We start from the raw sequence: 21,238 nt of genomic DNA on the forward strand, positions 1-21,238 counted from the left end.
CAGCGTTTTTGATGGGCATGCCGTCGACCGGAGGGCGCGTGTTAGTGTGCTTCATCCCAGTTGAGCGCGGCGCGGGCGTCGACTTTCAGCGGCACAGCCATGTCGATGGCCGGCATGGCTGCGTTTTCCATCACCTCGACAATGGTTGGAATGATCTTTTCCGCGTCAGTTTCCGCTGCTTCGAAGATCAGTTCGTCGTGCACCTGCAACAGCATCCGCGCCTTCAGACCGGCGGCGTCGAGCGCCGGCTCCATCCGCACCATGGCGCGGCGGGTGATGTCGGCGGCGGAGCCCTGAATCGGTGCATTGATGGCGGCGCGCTCGTTGAAGGCGCGCACTTGCGCGTTCGGTGACTTGATTTCGGGGTAATGCGCCCGGCGGCCGAAGATTGTCGTCACAAACCCGTTCTCGCGAGCTTCCGCCTTGGTGGCGTCCATGTAGTCCTTGATGCCGGGGAACCGCTCGAAATACTTGCGGATATATTCGCCCGCCTCCGAACGTTCGATGCTGAGCTGGTTGGCCAGCCCGAACGCCGAAATGCCGTAGATGATGCCGAAATTGATTGCCTTGGCGCGCCGCCGCACTTCCGACGGCATGCCTTCCACCGGCACGCCGAACATTTCCGACGCAGTCATGGCGTGAATGTCGATGCCATCGGCGAAAGCCTGCTTGAGCTGTGGAATGTCGGCGACATGCGCCAGCACCCTGAGTTCGATCTGGCTGTAATCTGCCGAGATCAGCACATTGCCGGGCTCGGCGATGAAGGCAGTGCGGATCTTGCGGCCCTCGGCGGTGCGCACCGGGATGTTCTGGATGTTGGGATCGGACGACGACAGTCGGCCGGTGGTGGTCGCAGCCATCGCAAACGAGGTGTGCACCCGTTTGGTTTCCGGATTGATGAAGCCCGGAAGCGCGTCGGTATAGGTCGATTTCAGCTTGGTCAGCTGCCGCCAGTCGACGATCTTGCGCGGCAGTTCATGGCCAGTCGCGGCAAGGTCTTCGAGCACCTGCGCCGAGGTCGACCATTGCCCGGACTTGGTCTTCGATCCGCCGGGAAGGCTCATCTTGCCGAACAGAATCTCGCCCAGCTGCTTGGGCGATCCGACATTGAAATTCTCGCCGGCCAGTTCCTGGATTTCGGCTTCCAGCGCCGCAGCACCCTGCGCCAGTTCGCCTGAAAGCCGCGACAGGATTTGCCGGTCGACGCGGATGCCGCGTTCTTCCATGCGCATCAGCACCGGCGCCAGCGGCCGCTCCAGCCGCTCGTAGACCGTGGCCATGCCCTCGGCCACCAGCCGTGGCTTGAGCACATGCCAGAGCCGCAATGTCACGTCGGCATCTTCCGCCGCATAGGCGGTGGCCTTGTCGATCATCACTTCGGCAAACGGGATCGAGCTTTTGCCGGATCCGGCGACATCCTTGTAAGAGATGGTTGTGTGGCCGAGCAAGCGTTCGGCCAGTGCATCCATGCCATGGCCGCCCCGGCCGGCGTCGAGCACGTAAGACAGTAGCATGGTGTCGTCAAAGCTGACGATCGAGATGTTGTGGCGGGCGAGCACCAGCATGTCGTATTTGAGGTTCTGGCCGATTTTGAGCACCGACGGGTCTTCCAGCAGCGCCTTGATCTCGTCGAGTGCTTCGCGCACCGGCATCTGTCCCGGTTGCAACCCGCCGCCGCCAAGCAGGTCGCCGGCGCCGTTGGAATGGATCAGCGGCGCATAACAGGCCTTTACCTTCAGCTCACCGGTATCGGGTGCGGTTTCGGGAACCGCCAGCGAAAAGCCGACCAGTTCCGCCTGCATCGCGTCAAGCGAGGTGGTTTCAGTATCAAACGCCACCACTCCGGTTTCGCGCGCCATTGCGCGCCACAGCTTCAGCTGCTCGATGTCGCGCAGCGTTTCGTACCCGCTGGTGTCGATCTTGGCCGCCACCGCAGCTTCCGCGCGCCGTTTTGCAAGATCCTGCGGCGTGTCGTCGCCGCCAGATCCTGTTGAGTTTTTAGCCGCTGCAGATTGGCCCGGATCGAGATCGGGTCCGCGCAGTTCCGCAGCCGCGTCAACCGCGATCTCGGCGGCGTCGACTGCAGCTGCGTCGGTATCGGTGGCCTCGGCCACCCGCCTTGTCAGCGAGGTAAATTCCATGCCCTTGAGGAAAGCCACCAGCTTCGGCCCGTCGAGCGGGTTGAGCACCAGCTCGTCAAGCTTTTCGGTGACCTCGACATCGTCGCGAAGCCGCACCAGCTCGCGTGAAATCCGCGCCTTATCGGCAAATTCGATGATGTTTTCGCGCCGCTTGTTCTGCTTGATCTCGCCGGCCCGCTCGAGCAGCGTGTCGAGATCGCCGAACTCGCCGATCAGCTGTGCCGCGGTCTTCGGCCCGATGCCGGGGATGCCCGGCACGTTATCAACCGAATCACCGGTCAACGCCTGCAGGTCGATCATTTTTTCGGGCGGCACGCCCCATTTGTCGATGACTTCCTGCACGCCGATCTGCCGGTCCTTCATCGAATCGTACATCGACACCTGCGGGCCGACCAGCTGCATCAGGTCCTTGTCCGACGAGATCACCGTGACATCGGCGCCGGCTTCGCGCGCCAGCCGCGCATAGGTGGCGATCAGATCGTCGGCCTCAAAGCCTTCCATCTCGATACAGGGAAGGTCGAAGGCCCGTGTCGCCTCACGGATAACGGCAAATTGCGGCACCAGATCTTCAGGCGGCGCCGAGCGGTTGGCCTTGTATTCGGGATAGAGCTCGTTGCGGAAGGTTTTCGATGAATAGTCGAAAATTACCGCGAAATGGGTCGGCGTCACCCCCACCGAGGTGTCGCGGGTGTCCACCATTAGCTTCCACAGCATGTTGCAGAAACCGGCCACGGCCCCGACCGGGAGGCCGTCGGACTTGCGCGTCAGCGGCGGCAAGGCGTGATAGGCGCGGAAAATATAGCCGGAGCCGTCAACGAGGAAGAGATGATCACCTTTTTTCATGGCGCAGGATTAGCGCGGGGTGCCGCCAAGGTCCATCCGCTTTGCGGCCTATGAGCATGCAAAATGCACAGGCACGCCGTTTACCGGCCATCGCCGGCGCAAACGACGCAGACACGGCCATGCGCAAAATTGCTCCATTCGTATCCGCAAGCGGTCGACGGCATCCATAGCGATTTGACCCGGTGCAAGTGATAGAAACCACATCGTTTATCTGGTATCGCGCTTCGCAAGGTGGCTTGCGGTACAGGCTGTGCGAAAATTGCCCGTTGCCGATGTGCAGCTCCGCGACATATTTAGTTAACTAGGAAATCATAATGATATAGTTTCCTAGTCAACTAATGAGGTTGCAATGTCTTCCACCCAGCCTGTTTCGGACCTCACTGCTCACATCGGCTTCTGGCTGCGCATGGTGTCCAACCACGTGTCCCACGCCTTCGCGGCCAAGCTGGCTGACAAGGAGGTGACTGTAGCCGAATGGAGCCTGATGCGCGCGCTCTATGGTAAGGAGCCGATGCTGCCCAGCCGGCTTGCCGACGATATGGGTATGTCAAGGGGAGCGATCACTAAGCTCGCCGACCGATTGATCGCGAAGTCGCTGGTCATGCGCGAGGCCAGCGCGGACGACGGCCGCGCGCAGACACTCGCGCTGACGGATCGCGGCAGTGCCCTCGTGCCGGATCTGGCCGCGCTTGCCGACTGCAACGATGCCGAATTCTTCGAATGTCTCACCAGGGCTGAGCGGGAAACACTGGGGCGACTCCTGAAGAGCCTGGCCCAACGCCGCCACATGACTGCAATCCCGATCGAATGAACGTCATCCAGCCCTACCACGGATACCACGGAGAAATCACAATGGACGAACACCAGAAAGCCATTGCCCGGACCTGTCTTGAGGCAGCCGAGGGAAACACCATGGCCTTTCCACACATCGTGGGAATGTTAATGGAAGCGGGCTTCGAAAGCTACGCGATTGACTTTCGGCGGGCAACCGCAACCTACTACCTGCCCAACGGCGAGAGCGTCGAACTACCGGCGCACCGGGTCGATGCGTCGATCGCACCGGCATTCGATACAGCGCGCATGCAGGCGGCGATCCGGGAAGCACAACAGCAGGTCCCCGGCTACACCTACAGGGGCTTCTGCGAGAAGGCGCTTGTGGCGGGCTGCGCCGGCTATATCGTGTCGTTCTCCGGCCGCCGCGCTTTGTACCTCGGGCGCACCGCCGAAACCCACGTTGAGCACTTTCCAAATCAATAGGCGACGAGCCGCCCCATGACGATGGGGACGAAGGAAGTGTTGAAGGTCGAACGGCTTCAGATGCTGTCCGATGGCGGCTATTCGAATGCCGAGGAAATAGCCCACTATGAACGTGACGACATAGAAGTGGCCGCGCCTATCAAGCACAGCGCGATGAACTCCGAGCATTTCCGCCCGGTCCGGTTTATCTTTGACGAGGCCAGCGACACGATTCGCTGCCCAGGAGGCCAAACGCTCCGGCCGTCATGGATTCACACGCGCAACCGGGCGATCCGCTATCGGACGTCGGCCTGCAAGGCCTGGGTAGCGGTGATGCGCCGCTCCACGATCACACAATGGTTACCAAATTGTAATCTTTGCGCGCAGTTCGTGTCCTTGAAAAGCCATAATAGCTTACCAAATTATCATTACCGGCACATAAAAAGCCGACGTCTGGACCTCCGGCTCGTCCCCCGCCGCATCCAGACTTAGGACAAGGGCCGCCCCGCCCCTCAATCGGTCCTTGTCCGACCAATACGCCGCCATGGCCTCCCCTCCGGCCATGGCGGTTTTTTCTTTTGTCCGATCCCGGCTTCCCACCCCTTGCGCGAAAGTGGCGTACCACCGATTGGATGCGTGGAACAGGAGTCCATCTAATCTGCGGCTCGATGATTCCGCCTGATCGCCGGATGTTCTAGTCTGCCCGCTTCTGATTCCCTTCCGGAGCTTGCCATGACCGATCTGACCGCCGCCCTATCCGCTGCCGATGCCCAGTTTGACGAGAGCCTCGAGCGCTTGTTCGGGCTGTTGCGGATTCCTTCCATCTCCACCGATCCCGCCTTTGCTGCCGATTGCCGCCGTGCTGGCCAGTGGCTGGTTGATGAACTCATCGGTCTTGGCTTTGACGCCAGCCTGCGCGACACGCCCGGCCACCCGATGGTGGTCGCCCATCATGACGGTGCGACGCCGGATGCGCCGCATTTCCTGTTTTACGGCCACTATGATGTTCAGCCGGTCGATCCGCTGGAATTATGGACCAGCCCGCCATTCGAGCCGGAAATCAAGGAGATCGCGCCGGGTCGCAAGGCGATCACCGGCCGCGGCGCCGCCGATGACAAGGGTCAGCTGATGACCTTCGTCGAAGCTTGCCGCGCCTGGAAGGCAGCGTCCGGATCGCTGCCGTGCCGCATCACCATCCTGTTTGAAGGCGAGGAGGAATCCGGTTCGCCATCACTCAAGCCGTTCCTCAAGGCCAATGCCGAGGAACTCACGGCCGAATGCGCGCTGGTTTGCGACACCGGCATGTGGGACACGGAAACGCCGGCAATCTCGGTCGGGTTGCGCGGCCTGGTCGGGGAGGAAGTGACCATTCATGCCGCCGACCGTGACCTGCATTCGGGCCTGTTTGGCGGGGCTGCCGCCAACCCGCTGCAGATCCTGTCAAAAATTCTCGCGGATCTGCATGATGAAACCGGACGTGTCACACTCGAAGGCTTTTATGACGGTGTCGAGCATACCCCGGCACAGGTGCTCGAGAGCTGGAACAATCTGGGCAAGACCGCCGAGAGTTTCCTGGGTGAGGTAGGCCTTTCGGTTCCTGCCGGTGAAAAGGGCCGCTCGGTGCTCGAACTCACCTGGGCGCGCCCGACCGCCGAGATCAATGGCATGTGGGGTGGCTATACTGGCGAAGGTTTCAAGACCGTGATTGCCGCGCAAGCCGCCGCCAAGGTGTCTTTCCGTCTGGTCGGCAAGCAGGATCCCGACCAGATCCGCGCCGCGTTCCGCGCCCATGTCGAAGCGCGGTTGCCGGAAGATTGCAGCGCCAGCTTCTCCCCGCATGGCGGATCGCCGGCGATCCAGTTGCCGTTTGATTCGCCGATGGTCACCAAGGCCCGCAACGCGCTCACCGATGAATGGCCGAAGCCGGCGGTGATGATCGGCATGGGCGGCTCGATTCCGATTGTCGGCGATTTCCAGAACATTCTCGGTCTGCAGTCGGTGCTGTGCGGTTTCGGATTGACCGATGACCGGATTCACTCGCCCAACGAGAAATACGACCTGACATCGTTTTCTAAGGGAATCCGCTCCTGGGTGCGGATTCTGCAGGCTCTGTCGAAGCCGTAACCTGGGTTAAACGATGTTTTACGCATCCAATTGGATGCACTGCGTTGCAAGGGGTGGTTTCCTTAACCACCCCTTAAATCGTCGCATTTAGGGTGTCTCACGATCGCAACGCGGCGACGGACTGAGTCAATCAGGGTTCGTTTCCGATCTGCGTCGAACCGAAAACCCGGATTGCTTCGCGCCATGATGAGTTGACGCCAAGCCGCTCCCGGGACCAGAGAGCATCCGGACCCTTCATGGCGCGCAAGACAACTCCCCGAAGCCGCATCGAACCGTCCTTTGAGCGCGGCAAGCCGAAAGCTGCCGGCCGGACCGTTGCCGATGAACGGGTTGCGGGCAAGAAGCCGCCGGCCAAACGCCGCAAGAAAGCCGCTCCGAAGGCGAGACAAGCCAAGGCAAGGACCTCGCGCGGCCGCCTGGTGCGGGCGCTGCGTGGGCTGGTCTACTGGAGTTTCGTATTTGCCATCTGGGGCGGCATCGGCATCGCCGGGATCGTCGCCTTCTACGGCGCGCGCATGCCGAGCGCCGCCACCTGGTCGATTCCCGATCGTCCGCCCAACGTCAAGATCATGTCGGTCAAGGGCGAGATTATGGCCAACCGCGGCGCCACCGGCGGCGAGGCGCTGTTGCTGGGAGACATGTCGCCTTACATTCCAGAAGCGGTGGTCGCCATCGAGGACCGGCGATTCTATTCGCATTTTGGGGTCGATCCGATTGGCCTGGCCCGCGCCATGCTGGCCAATGCGATGGCCGGGCGCATGGTCCAGGGCGGCTCGACGCTGACTCAGCAACTGGCCAAGAACCTGTTTCTCTCACCCGAACGCACGATTGAGCGCAAGGTCCAGGAAGTGCTGCTGGCGTTGTGGCTCGAGCACAAGTTCACCAAGGACCAGATACTGGAAATGTATCTCAACCGGGTGTTCTTCGGTTCCGGCGCCTATGGTGTCGAGGCGGCTTCGCGGCGCTATTTCCGCAAACCCGCCCGTGATGTCACGTTGGCCCAGGCTGCGTTGCTCGCAGGCCTGCTCAAGGCGCCGTCACGGCTGTCGCCGGCGCGCAATCCCAAGGGTGCCGAAGCCCGCGCCCAGGTGGTGTTGGCTGCGATGCGGGACCAGGGTGTTGTCTCCGATAGCGAAACCGCCACCGCGCTGACCAGCCCGCAGGTGCGGGCCAAGAGTTACTGGAGCGGCTCGGAAAATTATGTCGCCGACCTGGTGATGGACCGGATCACCGATCTTGTCGGCCCGGTCACCCAGGACCTGGTGGTCGACACGACGATTGATTTCCAGCTTCAGCGCGAAGCCGAGAAGGCGCTCAAGGCCAGTCTCGACGCCAAGGGCGCCAAATTCCGTGTCGGTCAGGGTGCGCTGGTATCACTGGATGGCACCGGTGCGGTGCGGGCGCTGATTGGCGGTCGTGAATACGCCACCAGCCAGTTTGACCGCGCGACCGAAGCCAAACGCCAACCCGGCTCTGCCTTCAAGCCTTTTGTCTATGCCGCAGCACTCGAGCAGGGCCGGACACCGCAATCGGTGCGCAATGATGCGCCGGTCAAGATCGGCAAGTGGACGCCCGAAAATTACGACGGCAAATACCGCGGCGAGGTAACACTGTCGGATGCATTGACCTTTTCGCTCAACACCATCGCCGCACAGCTGGTCATGGAAGTGGGCCCGAAAACCGTGGTCAAGACTGCGCATCGGCTCGGCATCGAGGCCAAGATGCAGGCCAATGCGTCAATCGCACTGGGCACATCCGAGGTCACACTGCTGGAGCTGACCGCAGCCTATGCGCCGTTCATGAATGGCGGTTACAAGGCGACGCCGCACGTCATTCGCCGCATCACTACCCATAGCGGCAAGGTGCTTTATGAAAACACCTACAACAACCCGCCACGGGTGCTTGACGCCGGAGTTGCGGCGATGATGAACCGGATGATGGTCCGTGTCGTCGAACAGGGCACCGGTCGCAAGGCCAGGCTTGATGGCTGGCAGGTTGCGGGCAAGACCGGCACCAGCCAGTCGTTCCGCGATGCGCTGTTTGTCGGCTACACCGCCAATTTGGCCACCGGTGTCTGGTTTGGCAATGATGATGGTGCGCCGATGAAAAAAGTCACCGGCGGCGGGCTGCCCGCCGAAACCTGGAAAACCTATATGCAGGCCGCCCATGCAGGCCTCAAGCCGGCGGGCCTGCCGCTCGGCGGACCGCTGCCGCCGGTGGCGATTGAAGGTCCGGCATCGGCCGCCGATCCGATGGCGGAACTTGTTCGCGATCTAGCCCCGATTCCTGTTTCCCGCGACGCCACCGGCGCCCCCACCACCGGTGGACCGACACCGCCGGCCGAGATCGGCGCCCCGCCTCCGGCCGACGCGCAAGGCCGACGCACCACCCTGCTCGACATTTTAATGGGAAATTAGCCTGCAAGCGGCTCGTTTTCTGCACAAAAACCGCTGCCCACCGGCAATCAGTACTGTTCGCGGCGCTTGCAGTCTTCAAGCGACATTCTTATATACCCGACAACGCCCCTGACGATGACCGCAACAACCGGCGGACGACAGGGGGGCGAAGGGACCGGACGGCGCATGTCATCCGGTTTTTAACAATGTCCCGTTAGGGGCTGTCGTATGGAACGCCTGACCGGGTCCCGGCAGCTCGCTTCAAGGAGAAAGTAATATGGCGAAAGTAATCGGTATCGACCTCGGAACCACCAATTCCTGCGTTGCAGTTATGGATGGCAAGGACGCCCGCGTGATCGAAAATGCGGAAGGTGCGCGCACCACGCCGTCGATGGTGGCCTTTAGCGAAGATGGCGAGCGTCTGGTTGGCCAGCCGGCCAAGCGTCAGGCTGTCACCAACCCTGAAAATACCCTGTTTGCAGTCAAGCGGCTGATCGGCCGTCGTTATGAAGACAAGGCCGTGACCAAGGACAAGGATCTTGTCCCGTTCAAGATTACACGCGGCGACAATGGCGACGCCTGGGTCGAAGCCAATGGCGAAAGCTATTCCCCGGCTCAGATCTCCGCGATGATCCTTCAGAAGATGAAGGAAACCGCTGAATCCTACCTCGGCGAAAAGGTCGAGAAGGCCGTCATCACGGTTCCGGCCTATTTCAACGACGCCCAGCGCCAGGCTACCAAGGACGCAGGCAAGATCGCCGGCCTTGAAGTGCTGCGTATCATCAACGAACCCACCGCAGCGGCGCTGGCTTATGGCCTCGACAAGACCGAAGGCAAGACCATCGCCGTCTATGACCTTGGCGGCGGCACTTTCGACGTTTCGGTTCTCGAAATCGGCGACGGCGTGTTCGAGGTCAAGTCGACCAATGGTGACACCTTCCTTGGTGGCGAAGACTTTGACATGCGTCTGGTCTCCTACCTGGCCGACGAGTTCAAGAAAGAGCAGGGCATTGACCTGAAAAAGGACAAGCTCGCGCTGCAGCGCCTCAAGGAAGCCGCCGAGAAGGCCAAGATCGAGCTTTCGTCTGCGTCCCAGACCGAAATCAACCTGCCGTTCATCACTGCCGATGCGTCGGGCCCGAAGCACCTGACCATGAAGCTCAGCCGCTCCAAGTTCGAAAGCCTGGTCGATGATTTCGTCCAGCGCACGATCGCGCCCTGCAAGGCCGCGCTCAAGGATGCTGGCCTTCAGGCAGCCGAGATCGACGAAGTGGTTCTGGTCGGCGGCATGACCCGCATGCCCAAGATCCAGGAAGTGGTGAAGAAGTTCTTCGGCAAGGAGCCGCACAAGGGCGTCAACCCGGACGAAGTGGTCGCCATGGGCGCTGCCATTCAGGCCGGCGTTTTGCAGGGCGACGTCAAGGACGTGCTGCTGCTCGACGTGACCCCGCTGTCGCTCGGCATCGAGACGCTGGGTGGCGTGTTCACCCGTCTGATCGACCGCAACACCACGATCCCGACCAAGAAGAGCCAGGTCTTCTCCACCGCTGAGGACAATCAGAATGCGGTGACGATCCGAGTCTTCCAGGGCGAGCGTGAAATGGCCGCCGACAACAAGGTTCTCGGCCAGTTCGATCTCGTCGGCATTCCCCCGGCGCCGCGTGGCGTGCCGCAGATCGAGGTCACCTTCGACATCGACGCCAACGGCATCGTCAACGTCTCGGCCAAGGACAAGGGCACCGGCAAGGAACACCAGATCCGCATCCAGGCATCTGGCGGCCTCTCCGACGCCGACATTGACGCGATGATCAAGGAAGCCGAAACCAATGCCGACGCCGACAAGAAGCGCCGCGCTGTGGTGGAAGCCAAGAATCAGGGCGAGAGCCTCGTCCATTCTTCGGAACAGTCGCTGAAGGATTATGGCGACAAGGTCTCCGAGGAAGATCGCACGGCGATTGCCGACGCGATTGCAGCACTCAAGGCGGCGGTCGAGGCTGAAGAACCTGATGCCGAAGACATCCAGGCCAAGAGCCAGACGCTGATGGAAGTCTCCATGAAACTGGGTCAGGCGATGTATGAGCAGGCCCAGACCGAGACTGGCGAAGACGATGCGCAGGCTGAAGGCGACGAAAAGGTCGTTGATGCCGACTTCGAGGAAGTCAAGGACGACGATGACGACCAGAAGAAGTCGGCCTGATAGGCGGATGTAACAAAACCCGGGAACTACGGTTCCCGTGTTTTCGTCCGGCTATGCCGGAAGCGATGACAGCAATCAGGACGTCGACGGAGCATCATGGCCAAGGCGGATTTTTACGAAACACTCGGTGTGGCGCGTGGCGCGGACGAGAAGGAGCTCAAGGGCGCCTTCCGCAAGCTGGCCATGAAGTTTCACCCGGACAAGAACCCCGATGATTCCGATGCAGAACGCAAGTTCAAGGAAATCAACGAGGCTTACGAGTTCCTGAAAGATCCACAGAAGCGCGCAGCCTATGACCGGTTTGGTCACGCCGCCTTCGAACAGGGCGGCCCAGGCGGTATGGGCGGCGGCATGGGTGGCGGCGGCGGTTTTTCGGATATTTTCGAAGACATCTTCGGCGAGATGATGGGCGGCGGCCGTGGTGGCGGGCGGCGGTCATCGGGCGGCCGCGAACGCGGTGCCGACCTGCGCTACAACATGGAAATTTCGCTCGAGGAAGCCTATGAGGGCAAGACCGCGCAGATCAGGGTTCCGACCTCGATCACCTGCGATGTCTGTACCGGATCAGGAGCCAAGCCCGGCAGTCAGCCAACCACTTGCGCCACCTGTGGCGGTGCAGGCCGGGTTCGCGCCGCCCAGGGTTTCTTTTCGATTGAGCGTACCTGCCCGACCTGCCACGGTCGCGGCCAGACCATCACTGACCCCTGCACCAAATGCGGTGGCCAGGGCCGTGTCACCGAAGAACGCTCGCTGTCGGTCAATATTCCGGCCGGCATCGAGGATGGTACCCGCATTAGGCTCTCCGGTGAGGGCGAAGCCGGTATGCGCGGCGGTCCCTCCGGTGATCTCTACATTTTCCTTTCCGTGCGCCCGCACGCAGTGTTTCAACGCGAAGGCGCGGATCTGTTCTGCACCGTGCCGATTTCGATGACCACGGCCGCACTTGGCGGCAAGTTCGACATTACCACCATGGACGGGGCACGCTCACGCGTCAGTGTTCCCGAAGGCACTCAGCCCGGCAAGGAACTCCGGCTGCGCGGCAAGGGCATGCCGGTGCTTCGCTCGGCCCAGTTGGGTGATCTGTATATCCGGATTTCGATCGAGACGCCGCAGAAGCTGTCCAAGCGCCAGCGCGAACTGTTGATGGAATTTCAGGAACTTTCGTCCAAGGAGAACAGCCCGGAATCCTCCGGCTTCTTCTCGCGGATGAAGGGTTTCTTTGACACGCTGACGGACTGATCTGCCGCACCCGGGCCGATTTGAACTTTCTGCAGCGCGGTGTCTGGCGGCATGATGTCGCCAGATGGCGGAAGGGTGGGGCGCCAGCGGGTGGCGCGGGGAGTGAGCATGAATTTTCCCAAGCGAGATCGCCGCGCGTTTCGACGAGGAAATCCGTTTCTTCAGGGTCTGGATGGATGGACCTCGTAATATTGGCGCGATCATGCCCACGTCATCGATCGCTGCCCGTTCAATGGCATCCGTCGTCAATCCCGGCTCCGGTTTGCCGGTGCTCGAACTCGGGCCCGGTACCGGTGTCATCACCCGTGCCATTCTTGCCCGCGGTGTGGCGCCGGTCCAGCTTGTCTCGGTAGAATTCTCGCATCAGTTCTACACTCGGCTGAAACTCGATTTCCCCGAAGTCCGGTTCATTCACGGCAATGCCTTCGAACTTGAAACGACGCTCGGCGCGCTCAATGAACAGCGTTTCGACTGCGCAATATCGGGCATCCCATTGCTGAATTTCCCTGTCGCAGACCGGGTTGCGCTGATTGAAGATCTGCTCGACCGCTTGCCCTGTGGACGGCCGGTGGTGCAGTTTTCCTATGGGCCGGCCTCGCCGGTGCCACCGCGCAGCGGCAGTTTCGACGTGATCCGTCACGATTTTGTCATGCGCAATGTGCCGCCGGCGCGGCTATGGCTCTATCGCCGCAAGGCAATTATCGCCTGAGGCCTTTGCGCCTTGTCCCCGCCCTTGCCCAGTGCCATTGCGCCGTCCCGCAGGCGGCAAATTATCCAGCGGAGTAATTCATGATTCCCAATATCCTCGTCATCCCCGGCTCCAACCGGAGCGGTTCCTTCAATGCCTCCCTGGCTGCCGCCGTATCGGTCGAACTCGCCCACCAGGGCGCCGACGTCACCCGGATTTCGCTCGTCGATTATCCGTTGCCGCTAGTCGATGAGGATTTGAAGAACCAGTCGGGCATTCCCGACAATGCCCTGAAGCTGGGCCGGTTGATTGCCGCTCAGGATGGCGTCTTCCTGTGTTGCCCCGAATACAATTCGTCAATTCCGCCCTTGCTCAAGAACATGATCGACTGGGTCAGTCTGATCGCCAGGGATGGCGACAAGCCGTTCAAGCCCTGGAAGGGCCGTTTTGTGGCGCTGGGATCAGCTTCCAATGGCCGGTTCGCGGGTATTCGCGGTCTCTACCATGTCCGCTCGGTGATGATGAATGTCGGAACCCAGGTAATCAGCGAGCAATGCTCGGTCGGCGGTGCGGCCAATGCCTTCGACGCTGACGGGCGGCTAAAGGACGAGCGGACGGCAGCAATGATGGCCAGCACTTGCACCTCCTTGATTGCCCATTGCACCATGATGAACAGCCGCTGAGCTTGGCCGCCTGTAGCAACGGCAGGCGAGGGCTTATCGTTGCGACAGGTCTTGCGAACGCTGGCTCTTCATGCGAGGACCGATAATGACTGCATGAAGGTTTCCAGCGCCTCACGGCGACGAAACCGGCTTGCCTGGTTTCAAGCGAAAAAAGCGTCGATCAAGCGTTGCTGCGAACGCCCGGCGCTTGGGAGAACAGCGTCATGGCCAACGCCGCGATACACCTCGACAATTCAACACGGGCAATTGCCGATCCCCGTCTCATCGTCGCTCTCGACGTGCCGACGGTTGCCGAAGCCGAAGCGCTGGTGGAGCGGATCGGTGACGAAGCGGTGTTCTTCAAGATCGGCTACCAGCTGGCCTTTGCCGGCGGCCTGCCGCTGGCGCGCGAGCTCAAGGCCGCTGGCCGCAAGGTGTTTCTGGACATGAAACTCCTCGACATCGACAACACCGTCGCCAAGGGCGTCGAGAATGTCGCCCGGATGGGCGTCGACATGCTGACACTCCATGCCTACCCGAAAGCGATGAAGGCTGCTGTTGAAGCCGCCAGCGGCAGCGGCCTGTGCCTGTTGGGCGTCACCGTGTTGACCTCGATGGACGCCGCCGACCTATCCGACGCCGGCTATGCATTCACGCCCGAACAACTGGTTTTGCGCCGCGCAGCGCAGGCGCGCGAGGCTAACATGGGCGGCATCGTCTGCGCCGCCGCGGAGGCCGCCGCCGTGCGCGCCGTTGTCGGCCCGGGTATGGCGATCGTGACGCCGGGTATCCGGCCCTCGGGTGCCGATCATGGCGACCAGAAGCGGGTGATGACGCCGGCTGACGCGCTGACTGCCGGTGCAACCCATCTGGTGGTGGGCCGACCGATTTCGGCCGCATCCGATCCGGCTGCCGCCGTCCGCGCCATCCGCACCGAAATGTCAAACGCCTGAAAAGATCAAACACCAAGCAATAGAAGGATGAGAATATGGCCAAGGGATACTGGATCGGACGCATCGATGTGCGCGACCCCGAGGGCTACAAGGCCTATGTGGAAACCGCGAAGCCGGCTTTCATCGAACACAATGCGAAATTTCTGGTTCGCGGTGGCGAACTCGACTCTCTCGAAGGCACCGCCCGCGCCCGCAATGTGGTCATCGAGTTCCCCAGTCGTGCCGCCGCACTGGCGTGCTACAATTCCGAGACCTACCAGAAGGCCCGCGCCATCCGGCAGCAATATTCCGAGGGCGAACTGATCGTCGTCGACGGCTACGACGCCTGATCCGACAAAATCCGCCGCCGCTGCTCCGTGATCATCCAAGGATCTTCGGGGCGGCGCGGTGCCGATAAAGGCGAAGATAGACGATGGGACGCATCCTCAGGCTCTTCACCTTGCGGTGATTTTTGATTATGAGCGTGGCTGGAATGCGTCCACGGCCCAATCCGTCTGCTCAGGCCGGGCGGCTTAAATGATCCTGTCAGGGAGTGCATGAATGTCATCGCTGAACCAACCCAAGCTCGTCACGGTATTTGGCGGCTCCGGCTTTGTTGGCCGCCATGTGGTGCGCGCGCTCGCTCGCCGCGGCTACCGCATTCGCGTTGCCGTGCGCCGTCCCGATCTTGCCGGTCACCTGCAGCCGCTCGGCGGGGTCGGCCAGATCGTCGCCATTCAGGCCAATTTGCGCAACCGTGAGTCCGTCAACCGCGCCGTGGCCGGATCGGATCATGTGATCAACTGTGTCGGCATTCTTTTCCAATCCGGACGCAACACCTTCGATGCGGTCCAGGATTTCGGCGCCCGCGCGGTTGCCGAGGCTACCCGTGCCGCGGGCGCCAGCCTGACCCACATCTCCGCCATCGGCGCGGATACCGAAGCCGAATCCGATTACGCCCGCACCAAGGGGTGTGCTGAAGCCGCGATCGCCAAGATTCTGCCCGATGCGGTGATCTTGCGCCCGTCGATCATTTTCGGCCCGGAAGACGACTTCTTCAACAAGTTCGCAGAAATGGCCCGGTTTTCACCGTTCCTGCCGCTGATCGGCGGCGGCGAGACCAAATTCCAGCCGGTCTTTGTCGGCGACGTCGCCGAGGCCGTGGCGCGCAGTGTTGATGGCCTGCTTGTCCCCGGCACCATTTACGAACTTGGCGGTCCGCGGGTCTTGAGCTTCAAGCAATGTCTTGAGGAAATGCTCGACGTCATCCAGCGCAAGCGTGTGCTGGTGCCGCTGCCATGGAGCCTGGCCTCGCTGATCGGCAAGGTCGCATCGCTGATTCCGTTGATCGAGCCGCCTCTGACTGGCGATCAGGTAACCCTGCTGAAGACCGACAACGTCGTCTCCGCTGAAGCTGTGCGCGAGAACCGTACGCTCGCCAGCCTCGGCATGCAGCTTGCCACGATCGAGGCGGTCCTGCCGTCCTACCTCACCCGCTACCGGCCGCAAGGCCAGTATAGCGGCACCGGCAACGAAGCCTGAGCGCTCAGTTTTACGAGACTGTCGCAGCCCTTGTGCCGCAAGGGCTCGACTTCTGGGTTGCGGCGTCGCTCGTGATTGCGAGTTTCTTCACCTCGGCGCTGACCGTCTCGGTCGGCATTGGTGGCGGCGTCGCCATGCTTGCACTGATGGGCTATCTGGTTCCGGTTGCGGCCATCATCCCGCTGCACGGCGCGGTGCAGTTGGGCTCCAATCTCAGTCGCAGCTCGATTCTGCGCAGCCACATCGCCTGGATCTGCCTCGCCGCCTTCCTGGCCGGCGCCATACCCGGCGCCTGGGCCGGCGGGCTGGCGGTCGGCGCGCTGGCCGATCCGACGCTCAAGGCGCTGCTCGGCGGTTTCATCTTGCTCATTACCTGGCTCAAGCTGCCCCGACTGGCTGCCATCGGGCCGCGCGGCTTCGCGCTCACCGGCGCCATCACCACCTTCCTGACGATGATCTTCGGCGCCACGGGCCCCTTCAATGCTATGGTGCTTTCGAAGACCTTTCCCGACCGTTTGCGCTTGCAGGCGACCACGGCGGCGGTGATGAGCCTGCAGCATCTGGTCAAGACGGTTGCTTTTGCGCTTGCAGGCTTTGCCTTTACCCCCTGGCTGCCGTTGATTGCGGCGATGATTGTGACCGGATTCGCCGGAACGTGGGTCGGCGCCAATTTTCTGCAGAAAATGCCTGAGGAGCGGTTCCGGATGGCTTTCCGCGTCTGTCTCACCGTGCTTGCGCTCGACATGATCCGGCGTGGTGTTGTCGGAATGGCGCATGGTTAGGAATGATTTAAGTTTCCTCGGCTTTATTGGCCCCGCCAGCGGTTTGCCACTTGCCTGGACCTGCCGGTCCGGGTAGATCGCCCCTGCCTTTGGCTGAGCCGGCAATTGCCGCGCGCCAGACGCCGTCACCGTCCCTTACGGGTCTTGGTGAAATATTTAATTATCCTGCAGAAGCGGGAACCGACCGAATGTGCGCAGCATTGGGCATGAAATGGATCAAGGAAGTAAAGTCATGGGCAAAACCGTCATATCTGCATTCGCCTTCGCGGTTGTTGTGATTCTCTCCGCGTCTGCCTTTGCGCCCCGCAGTGTTGCTGATTCCAAGGGCTGCGCTCCGGCCTACGGCGTCGATCCCTGCCTCGCCCAACTCAGCGAATAATCACCGCCTCATGCATGCCGCGCTCGAATGGTCTCATTTGAGCGCGATTTTATATGCATCAGATCAAAGTGTCAGAGAAGCCACAGCCCGACCAGGCCGAGTGTGCCAACCACGATCCGCCACCAGCCAAACAGCGTGAACCCGCGCCGTGACACGAAGTCCAGCAGGCTGCGCACGACCACCACTCCGGCAATAAACGCCATCACGAAGCCGACGACGATGGCCGCGACATCATCGGCGGCCAGCAAATCGTAATTCTTGTAGAGATCGAGCGTGAAGGCGCCGGCCATGGTCGGCATCGCCAGGAAGAACGAAAATTCCGCCGCCGATCGCTTGTCCGCCCCGAGCAGCAGCGCGCCGACAATGGTGGCGCCGGAGCGCGACGTGCCCGGAATCATCGCCAAGGTCTGGCACAGCCCGATCTTGAAGGCCATCGACAGCGGATAGTCCATCACATTGGTGTATTTCGGTGTCAGCTTCATCCGGTCGACAACCAGCAGCACGATACCGCCGGCAATCAGCACCCAGCAGATCAGCGCGGTTGATTCGAACAACACCGACTTGATGAACCCGTGCGCCATTGCGCCAATCACCGCTGCCGGCAGAAAAGCCAGCAGGATGGCGCCGACAAAATGCCGCGCCTTCGGGCTTGACGGCAGGTCGGTGGCAAGTTTCCACAGTCGGGCGAAATACACCGACAGGATTGCCCCGATCGCTCCCAACTGGATCAGCACCTCGAAGCTGTTGCCGGGCGATTTGAATCCGAGAAAATGGCCCACCAGCAACAGATGCGCGGTCGAGGATACCGGAATGAATTCGGTCAGGCCTTCGATCAGGCCAAGCAGGGCCGCGCCCACGAGTGTCGTTTCATTCATTCGGAGCCGTCCCCGTGTCGCTTTGTGGCCGTCATTGGCGTTTATCCAGGCGCCAAGGGCGAAACAGCGCCGGCATAGCCGGATCAGTGATTCGCTTGTCTTGCCGCGTGTCAAACCCTATAGCTCTATTTTCCAGAATCTGACCAGTCCTGCGCCCCGGCGCCAACACAATCACGTCCAGCTTCATCATGCCAATTTTGTATCATCATAAAGCCTCTACAGCGTCCCGCTTCATTCGTGTGTGCTTCGGTGAAGTCGATTTCGAGGCCGAGCTTGTGGAAGAAAATGTCTGGGAAAAGCGTCCGGAGTTTCTCAAGATCAATCCGGCCGGCACCCTGCCGGTCTGCATGACTGACAATAATCACGCGCTGTGCGGGCCGCACATCATCGCCGAATGGCTCGATGAATCCTTTGGCGTGTTCAAGCGAGATCGGCGGCTTCTGGCCGAGGACCCGTTCCGGCGCGCCGAAATCCGGCGGTTGATGGAATGGTTCCTGATCAAATTCGAGCACGATGTCGCGCGGCCGCTGGTGCGCGAGCGCGTTCTCAAACTGATGATGCCGGCAGATAAGGGCGGTGGCGCCCCCGATCCGAAGATGCTGCGCGCCGGGCGGGCCAATATCCGCCAGCATATGAAATATCTGTCCTGGCTCGCCGGTTCTCGTGCCTGGCTAGCCGGAGACAGGCTCAGTTACGCTGACCTCGCTGCCGCAGCAGCCATCTCGATGATGGATTATCTCGGCGAGATCGACTGGAATGCCAACCCGCAGGCCAAGGACTGGTATCAGCGGGTCAAGTCGCGGCCCTCGTTCCGGCCAATTCTGGCTGACCGGATTCGTAATCTGGCGCCGGTCTCCCACTACGCCGATCTCGATTTCTAAAACGATGACGACAGCTGACCCCTCCGCACCAGCCACGATGACCGACAAGGCCGCGGAGAAGGCTGCCATCAAGGCTGAGCGCCTGAAGGCCTTTCTGGCCGCCGAGGCCGAGCGGCTCGGCTTCTGCGCGCTGGCGATAACCGCGCCCGATCCGGGACCCGACGTCGCCGAGCGGCTGGCACGCTTTGTCGAGCTTGAGCGCCACGGCTCGATGCAGTGGCTCGAGGAAACCAGCGCCCGCCGCGCCGATCCGAAAACCCTGTGGCCCGAAGTCGGCTCGGTGATCATGTTGGCGATGAATTACGGCCCCGACACCAACCCGATGGCCAATCTTGAGCAAAAATCCAGCGCCAACATCTCGGTCTATGCTCGCAACCGCGATTATCATGACCTGATCAAGGGCAAGCTGAAGGAACTGGCGGGGAAATTCGCCTCCCGCTCGGGCGGCGACGTCAAGGTATTTGTCGACACCGCGCCGGTGATGGAAAAGCCGCTGGCCCGCTCGGCCGGGCTCGGCTGGATCGGCAAACACACCAATCTGGTCAGCCGCAGCCATGGCTCCTGGCTGTTTCTGGCCTCGATCTTTACCACCGTTGTTCTGGACCCCGACACCGCCGAGGTCGATCACTGTGGGTCCTGCCGGGCCTGTCTCGACGCCTGTCCGACCAACGCCTTTCCTGCGCCCTATCAGATCGACGCGCGGCGCTGCATTTCCTATCTCACCATCGAGAACAAGGACGCGATCCCGCACGAATTCCGTACCGCAATCGGCAACCGCATCTATGGCTGCGACGATTGCCTGGCCGCGTGCCCGTGGAACAAATATGCGCAGGTCGCCCACGAAGCGAAGCTGGTTGCCCGCGACGATCTGCAATCGCCGCCGCTGATTGATTTCCTGGCCATGGATGACGCGAGTTTTCGCACCTTCTTCTCGGGTTCCCCGGTCAAGCGGATCGGCCGCGACCGGTTCATGCGCAATGTGCTGATTGCTGCCGGCAACAGCGCCGACCAGACACTGGTTCCGGCCTGCAAGGCGCTTCTGAGCGATGCCGCGCCACTGGTGCGTGGCGCGGCGGTCTGGGCGCTGTCACAGTTGCTGGACCCCGAAGAGATGCATAGCCTGGCTGCTTCCTTCGGGACCGATCCTGACGACGGGGTTGCGGATGAATGGCGCATCGCCTTGAAGGGCAAGGTGTGAGGGCAGAAGTGGAACAACGATGCGATTGATGATCCTTGGCGCCGGTTTTTCCGGTCTCGCCATCGCCCGGGCGCTGGCGCCGACCTGCGAATTTGCCGGTGGCACCACACGCAGCAAGACTCGCTTTGCCGAATTGGCAAACGCCGGACTTGCGCCCTATGTCTACGCTGGCGGCGTGCCCGAAGCGGAGTTGGCAAGAGAGTTGACCCAAACCACCCACCTTGTGATGTCGATTTCCCCGGATGCCGGTGGCGACCCGATTCTGTCGGCATTTGAGGGCGGGCTAGCAGCAGCTATGCCGAAACTCGAATGGATCGGCTATCTCTCGACCGTCGGGGTCTATGGCGACCATGGCGGGGCCTGGGTCGATGAACAGTCCATCTGCCGCCCGGTATCCCGGCGCTCGATCGCCCGGCTCGAGGCCGAGCAGGGCTGGAGCAAATTGACCGCTGACGCCGGTGTGGCGCTCGCCATCATCCGCCTGTCAGGCATCTATGGACCTGGCCGCAATGCGCTCAAAACACTTGATGCAGGCAAGGGCCGGCGTCTGATCAAGCCGGGCCAGGTGTTCAACCGGATCCACGTCGAAGACATCGGCGGCGCCACCGCGATGCTTGCCAAAAACCGGGGCGAGGGGATTTTCAACGTTACCGACGACAAACCGGCGCCACCGCAGGATGTTGTCGCCCATGCTGCCACGCTGATGGGGATCGAACCACCGCCGGAGACCGATTTTGAAACAGCGGAACTGACGCCGATGGCGCGCTCGTTCTATGGCGAAAACAAACGCGTTTCCAACAAGGCGATCAAGGCCGCCGGCTATCAGTTTCTCTATCCGGACTATGCTGCCGGCCTCGGCGCGCTATGGCGCGATGGACGTTGGGCGCGCTGACGCCTGTCGGGCTCAAATCGACCCATTTGCGCGAAAATATCCACGCATGAAATCCGAGTGTTGAAATGATCCTTGCGGATACATCTGCGCGCGCGGCAAATTGGTTTTGCTGCATTGCAACAAAACGCAACAACAAGTGATTTTGGGGATCTTCTTTTGGCCCGGTTCGGTGTGCAACACCCGAGGCATCACCAAAAGGGATTGAAAATTGACTTCAACAAGAACCAACGC

General features: G+C 61.3%; 19 protein-coding genes. 17 read left to right on the forward strand and 2 right to left on the reverse strand.

The window, feature by feature from the left end; all coding sequences use genetic code 11:
- Positions 1-41 precede the first annotated feature (41 nt).
- Positions 42-2,984 (reverse strand): DNA polymerase I, encoded by a 2,943-nt coding sequence (gene polA / locus OEG84_RS15770; RefSeq protein ID WP_267654631.1) that lies wholly within the window; start codon positions 2,982-2,984, stop codon positions 42-44.
- A gap of 349 nt (positions 2,985-3,333) precedes the next feature.
- Here polA and OEG84_RS15775 point away from each other — a divergent pair, with 349 nt between their 5' ends.
- The 14 genes from OEG84_RS15775 (at position 3,334) to OEG84_RS15840 (ending at position 17,161) form a co-directional block, all read left to right on the forward strand.
- Positions 3,334-3,795 carry a MarR family winged helix-turn-helix transcriptional regulator gene (locus OEG84_RS15775; RefSeq protein ID WP_267654632.1) on the forward strand — a complete coding sequence of 154 codons (462 nt, stop codon included), beginning with the start codon at positions 3,334-3,336 and terminating at the stop codon, positions 3,793-3,795.
- A gap of 41 nt (positions 3,796-3,836) precedes the next feature.
- Entirely contained in the window at positions 3,837-4,241 is a 405-nt protein-coding gene (locus tag OEG84_RS15780) for a DUF1398 domain-containing protein (RefSeq protein ID WP_267656212.1), read from the forward strand.
- Between the two features lie 15 nt (positions 4,242-4,256).
- Entirely contained in the window at positions 4,257-4,712 is a 456-nt protein-coding gene (locus tag OEG84_RS15785; protein WP_267654633.1) for a hypothetical protein, read from the forward strand.
- A 240-nt stretch (positions 4,713-4,952) separates the two neighbouring features.
- Positions 4,953-6,344, forward strand: coding sequence for a dipeptidase (locus tag OEG84_RS15790; RefSeq protein WP_267654634.1), 1,392 nt, complete (start codon positions 4,953-4,955; stop codon positions 6,342-6,344).
- Positions 6,345-6,580: 236 nt separating this feature from the next.
- Positions 6,581-8,761 (forward strand): transglycosylase domain-containing protein, encoded by a 2,181-nt coding sequence (locus tag OEG84_RS15795; protein WP_267654635.1) that lies wholly within the window; start codon positions 6,581-6,583, stop codon positions 8,759-8,761.
- Between the two features lie 256 nt (positions 8,762-9,017).
- Positions 9,018-10,937 (forward strand): molecular chaperone DnaK, encoded by a 1,920-nt coding sequence (dnaK, locus tag OEG84_RS15800; protein ID WP_267654636.1) that lies wholly within the window; start codon positions 9,018-9,020, stop codon positions 10,935-10,937.
- A gap of 96 nt (positions 10,938-11,033) precedes the next feature.
- The gene (dnaJ, locus tag OEG84_RS15805) at positions 11,034-12,176 is read left to right on the forward strand and encodes a molecular chaperone DnaJ (RefSeq protein WP_267654637.1); all 1,143 of its coding nucleotides are present in this window, start codon (positions 11,034-11,036) and stop codon (positions 12,174-12,176) included.
- A 172-nt stretch (positions 12,177-12,348) separates the two neighbouring features.
- Entirely contained in the window at positions 12,349-12,885 is a 537-nt protein-coding gene (gene pmtA, locus OEG84_RS15810) for a phospholipid N-methyltransferase PmtA (protein ID WP_267654638.1), read from the forward strand.
- A gap of 80 nt (positions 12,886-12,965) precedes the next feature.
- On the forward strand, positions 12,966-13,547 hold the full coding sequence (locus tag OEG84_RS15815) for an NADPH-dependent FMN reductase (RefSeq protein ID WP_267654639.1): 582 nt from the start codon (positions 12,966-12,968) through the stop codon (positions 13,545-13,547).
- 203 nt (positions 13,548-13,750) lie between these two features.
- Positions 13,751-14,479, forward strand: a complete 729-nt coding sequence (gene pyrF, locus OEG84_RS15820) for an orotidine-5'-phosphate decarboxylase (RefSeq protein WP_267654640.1) — start codon at positions 13,751-13,753, stop codon at positions 14,477-14,479.
- A gap of 35 nt (positions 14,480-14,514) precedes the next feature.
- On the forward strand, positions 14,515-14,808 hold the full coding sequence (locus OEG84_RS15825) for a DUF1330 domain-containing protein (RefSeq protein ID WP_267654641.1): 294 nt from the start codon (positions 14,515-14,517) through the stop codon (positions 14,806-14,808).
- A 211-nt stretch (positions 14,809-15,019) separates the two neighbouring features.
- The gene (locus tag OEG84_RS15830; protein ID WP_267654642.1) at positions 15,020-16,000 is read left to right on the forward strand and encodes a complex I NDUFA9 subunit family protein; all 981 of its coding nucleotides are present in this window, start codon (positions 15,020-15,022) and stop codon (positions 15,998-16,000) included.
- Between the two features lie 71 nt (positions 16,001-16,071).
- A complete protein-coding gene (locus OEG84_RS15835) occupies positions 16,072-16,782 on the forward strand; it encodes a sulfite exporter TauE/SafE family protein (protein WP_267654643.1) in 711 nt (236 codons plus the stop codon).
- A 232-nt stretch (positions 16,783-17,014) separates the two neighbouring features.
- Entirely contained in the window at positions 17,015-17,161 is a 147-nt protein-coding gene (locus OEG84_RS15840) for a hypothetical protein (RefSeq protein WP_267654644.1), read from the forward strand.
- Between the two features lie 71 nt (positions 17,162-17,232).
- Here OEG84_RS15840 and OEG84_RS15845 read toward each other — a convergent pair whose 3' ends face one another.
- On the reverse strand, positions 17,233-18,036 hold the full coding sequence (locus OEG84_RS15845; RefSeq protein WP_267654645.1) for an undecaprenyl-diphosphate phosphatase: 804 nt from the start codon (positions 18,034-18,036) through the stop codon (positions 17,233-17,235).
- Between the two features lie 188 nt (positions 18,037-18,224).
- On the opposite strand from OEG84_RS15845, the gene OEG84_RS15850 reads away from it, so the two are divergent.
- From OEG84_RS15850 to OEG84_RS15860, 3 genes are read left to right on the forward strand one after another with little or no spacing between them, the layout of a single operon-like run.
- Positions 18,225-18,917 carry a glutathione S-transferase family protein gene (locus tag OEG84_RS15850; protein ID WP_267654646.1) on the forward strand — a complete coding sequence of 231 codons (693 nt, stop codon included), beginning with the start codon at positions 18,225-18,227 and terminating at the stop codon, positions 18,915-18,917.
- Positions 18,918-18,921: 4 nt separating this feature from the next.
- Complete coding sequence (gene queG, locus OEG84_RS15855) at positions 18,922-20,115, forward strand: tRNA epoxyqueuosine(34) reductase QueG (protein WP_425602858.1); 1,194 nt, start codon at positions 18,922-18,924, stop codon at positions 20,113-20,115.
- 19 nt (positions 20,116-20,134) lie between these two features.
- Entirely contained in the window at positions 20,135-21,007 is an 873-nt protein-coding gene (locus tag OEG84_RS15860) for an SDR family oxidoreductase (protein WP_267654647.1), read from the forward strand.
- The last annotated feature ends 231 nt before the right edge of the window (positions 21,008-21,238 follow it).

The sequence above is a fragment of the Hoeflea algicola genome (assembly GCF_026619415.1).
Lineage (GTDB): Bacteria > Pseudomonadota > Alphaproteobacteria > Rhizobiales > Rhizobiaceae > Hoeflea > Hoeflea algicola.